The 4,333-nt window shown below is 63.4% G+C and carries 2 protein-coding genes; both read right to left on the bottom strand.

Annotated features, from left to right (window positions below):
• Positions 1-52: 52 nt before the first annotated feature.
• The gene (locus tag QF819_11080) at positions 53-1,609 is read right to left on the bottom strand and encodes a sodium/solute symporter (protein MDP6803693.1); all 1,557 of its coding nucleotides are present in this window, start codon (positions 1,607-1,609) and stop codon (positions 53-55) included.
• A 126-nt stretch (positions 1,610-1,735) separates the two neighbouring features.
• Positions 1,736-4,333 (bottom strand): putative LPS assembly protein LptD (locus QF819_11085; GenBank protein MDP6803694.1); only part of this gene is annotated, 2,598 nt, incomplete at its 5' end.

The following is a 4,333-nucleotide window of genomic DNA, read 5'->3' on the forward strand; positions in this document are numbered from 1 at the left end:
GGGAAGCACAGGACGCCGCCTCGCCGAGACCGAGCGCGGGGAGAACCCGGGGCTAGTGAAGGAGTGTGTGCAGAAGTATCAGCGAGGCCAGGAGAGCCACGCCCGCGCGCTTCATTCCCGGCCCGGCGGTGCCCCCCATTTCGCCCAGAGGGACCCGCCAGCCGCACCGAGCCATCGTCGGAAGCGCGACCAGCGCAAAGGTGGTGAGCACCACAACGGAGGTCCGGACAAAGTAGTTCACATCCGGGAAAGCCGCCTTCATCGCGAAGGTCAGCGCAATGCTTGCCGCCAACCCCGTCCCCACAAGTTTCCGGGACGGCCCCGCAAGAAAGACCGCGCACATGATAAGAAGCACGAATCCGTTCTTCATGTAGTAGGTCGTCTCGTTGAACCAGTGCGTCAGCGCGAACCCCGGATCCGTGAACTTCACATGGATCTGAAGGAACGCGAAGGCCAGCCCCGTCCCGAGGGCCACGAGGATTGCCCCCTTCCCGGCGCGAACGACCTCCGCCTCCGTCGCATGAGGACGAAGGTATCGGCGGTAGATGTCCACCGACCACAGCGTCGCCACCGAGTTGAAGATGGAGTCCACCGTGCTCATGAGCGACGCGAACAATCCGCAGAGCACCAACCCGCGCGCGCCGACCGGCAGGAACTCCGTCACAAGCGTCAAGTAGGCGCGGTCCGGGTCCGCAAGCGGCCTCTCCGCGAGGATTCCCGCCAGCGCGATTCCCGGCACGACCACCAGCAACGCGGTGGCGTACTTCAGTACTCCGCCAACAAGAAGGCCGATTTGCGCCTCGCGGAGGTCCCGCGCGGCCAGCGCGCGCTGGAGGATGATCTGGTTCGATCCCCAGTAGTTCAGGTTGAGCAGCAGCATCCCGAGGATCGCGGTCCACGGGAGCTTCGGGTGATCCGACGGCATGTGCAGGTGCATGAGGTGCCCTGTCTTCCCGTACAGTTGCGACCATCCGCCCAGATGCTGCACCGCCGTCACGAGAAGCACCACACCCCCGGTGACAAGAAGCGCGAACTGAACCATGTCTGTTCGGACGACGGCCCGCAACCCACCGAGCAATGTGTATGTTGCGGAGAACGCGCCCAGCAACAGTGCAAGCGTTCGGAGACGCGTCTGCGGGTCATCGCCCAGAAACGCAATCAACTCTCCGAACGCGCCATTCACCGCGTACGAAGCCCAGAAGAGCGCCGACCCCAGGTACATGAACCCGTAGAGCGCAATCATCAGCACCGAATAGTAGAGCGCGACGCGCGGCCCGAAGCGCGATTCGAAGAACTGCGTGATCGTCGTGACCCGCAGGCGCAGATACATCGGCACGAACAGAAACGCCGCCAGGAGAATCCCGAAGATCGCGTTGATCTCCAGGTTCGCCTGCGCCAGTCCGTACAGATACGCGGATCCGGCCGCTCCCAGGAAGTGTCCGGCGTGGACATTCGTCGCGATGGTGGAGACGGCAATCTGCGGCCAGCGCAACGACCGCGATCCCAGAAAGTACTCGTCCACGCTGACGCTTCCGCGCAGTCGCGCGCGTACGCCGATGGCGAAGATCACCACGAAGTAGGTCACGATGATGGCCGCGTCGAGGATCATGGGTACCGACGGTAGGGGCGCCGCCCACGCCGGTCAAGCCGGCTTCCGGCCGGGGAGCGCGACTCCGCGGCCGGACATCTCCTGGAGAACCGGCGACATCGCGGCCCCTGGCGGCGGGGCGGTCGGCTAGAACAAGCCCCCGTATGCCGCGCCGCCCGATCGCCCGCGGAACTTGTCACCGCGTTCGGTCTTGATGTCCGGGAGGTCGATCACATTGATCCGCATGTAGTACTGCCAGTTCCCGCCGAGAAGCCTTCGGTCGAACGAGATCTCCCAGCAGTGGATCTGCCTGCGCACGGACCATGTCTGCGAAGTGTTCTCCTTCGTCTCCAGGTCGTACTGCGAGTTGAACGACACGCGCCACTTCTCCGCTGGAGCGAATCGGGAGTTGAACACCAGCCGGGACGACTTCACTCCGGTCGAACTCCGTTGGAAGGAGTGCGACAGGTCCACGCTCCATGCTCTCGTCCCGCCCCATCCGCGGCCGACCGCCGGATACCCGCCGCCCCCGGACCCACTTCCCGAGCCGCCGCCCTCTCCCTTGCCCGGATCGTTGTCCTCACCGCCTCCACCCCCACCGCCTCCCCCTCCTCGACTTGCGAAGGCGTCTTGTCCCAGACGCGCACGCGTCGTCACCGTGGTTCCCAGAAGGCGCCAGTCGTAGGGATCGTGCGTCACGCTCCAGCTTTGGTTCACCGGAGCGGAGGAAAGCACGCCCAGCGTGTTCGTGAGATTGGTCAACGGCTTTCGGCCCGCATCTTCCGCGAGAAAGTCGTAGGACATGGAGCTCCGAAGAGCCAGAAGGTCGTATCGCTTTTCCTGCTCGTCGCGCATGACCTTTGTCTGCAGCAGATTGCGAAGCGTGAATGTCCCTCGATTCGCCTCCCTCGGGGTGCCCCGGATGCCGCTGAAGCTGAAGAAGCGATCCCGCTCCGACTCGTCCTCCATGTAGAAGTAGTCCTTGAACTCAGGCGTCCACGACCAGGTCACCGCCGGGTCGATCACATGCCGGAACCCCAACGCCGGACCGATCGGCTTCATGAAGGTCCCGTAGACCGTGGTGTTGGCGCGAATGCTGGTGTCGAAGACACCGCGCAGAGGGTTCTTGCGTCCCGTGCGGTCGCGGTCCATCCACGCGCCCTCGGTGTTCACCGCCGGACTCATCCGCAACACCCCGAAGAAGGTCCGGTTCATCCGGAAGTTCACCGATGTCTTCGCCCCGACATGCCGCTCCGTCTCCCCCGAACTGTCCCGATCACGCGTGTTCGCAAACCGAAGGTCCGTGCTGTAGTACACATCGTCCAGCCAACTGGTCTCGCGTATCCCCGAAGCCCCGCCGCTCCCGCCACTGCTCCCCCGTTGCCCGGTCACCGGGCGGCTCGGTTGACTGAACTGGAACCCGGGCAACTCCTCGCTGATCGCGCCCGTGTCGAGATTCTCCCGGCGCTGAAACTCCAGCCGGAGAGAACGGTTGGATCCCGGGAAGCGTTTCGTGAATGTGGCGTGGGAGCGGATGTCCCGGTCAAGGCGCTGGTCGTCGTCGATCTCCTGATACACGGAACTGGACGAAAGGAACCGCCCGTTCACCCGCAGGCTCGTGTTTTCGTCGAAAGTCTGCTGGTGCTGGAACTCCACTGCGGTGTCTTTCCGGTTGTTCGGGACATCCCGGTTGTACTTCAGCCCGACATTACCCTTCCACCGGTAGCGCATGTGGTATCGGGCCTTTGCGTACGCGACAATCTGCTCCTTTTGCGGGTAGAAGTCCGCCGACACGGCGAGGTCCGAGTAGTCGTTGGGTGCCCAGTAATACCCGAGGTTTCGGATGAAGCGTCCTCGGTTTTCATCCACCCCCAGTTCCAGCGACGGCAGAAGCAACCCCGAATGGCGCCCCTTCTCCAGCGACGCCATGTAGAACGGAAGCGCAAAGACCGGAATCCCGCGCACCTTCAGCACCACCGGCTTCGCAACGATCTTGTCCTTCAGGTAGATCTTCATCTTGCGGCTGTCGAAGCTGAAGTGCGGGTCGTCGAGGTCGCAGGTGGTGTACTCCGCGCGATCCACGGCCAGAAGGCCGTCCTCCATCCGCCATATGTCCGCGCCGTGGTAGAAGCCGTTTTCGAACTGCGTCTTCCCCTCCGTGATCTCGCCCTTCTGCGTGGAGAGGTGATAGCGCATGTCGTGTCCGAAGATTTCGTCGTCCACATCCACAAGAACCGGAGCCGGATCGCCCGATGCCACCAGAATCTCGCGGGGTGCGTCGAGATCGATCTCTCCGGATGTGATCACCATCGTCGTGTAGTGAACCTCCGCACCCTGGTCCAGATGCATCATCTCCGTGTCGTTCTGATAGCGAATGCGCGGGGCCATGTAGTCCACAATCTGCCCCAGTTCCACGCGCTCACGACGGTTCCGGCCGAGCGAATCCCCCTTCGCCGGAAGAAGGTGGAACTCCCCCAACCCCGCCCCTCGCACCATGACGCTGTCCACCTCGGACTCCGTGAACCAGACATCGAGCGAGTCCCCGCGCACATCGTTCCATTCGTCGAAGTTTCCTTCGTCTTCGCCGGGGAAGAACTTACTGCGCGAATGCCCCACCACTTCAACACGCGCAATCTGGTTCTCGTGGAAGACGAGCAGCATTCGGTCCCCGAAGAGCAGGTTCTCCCGGGGGAGGTCTTCGCTGGGGATCAGGAGCCACGCCGGTGTCGGGTCCTCCTCGGGCGT

The organism is Gemmatimonadota bacterium, assembly GCA_030747075.1.
Lineage (GTDB): Bacteria > ARS69 > ARS69 > ARS69 > ARS69 > ARS69.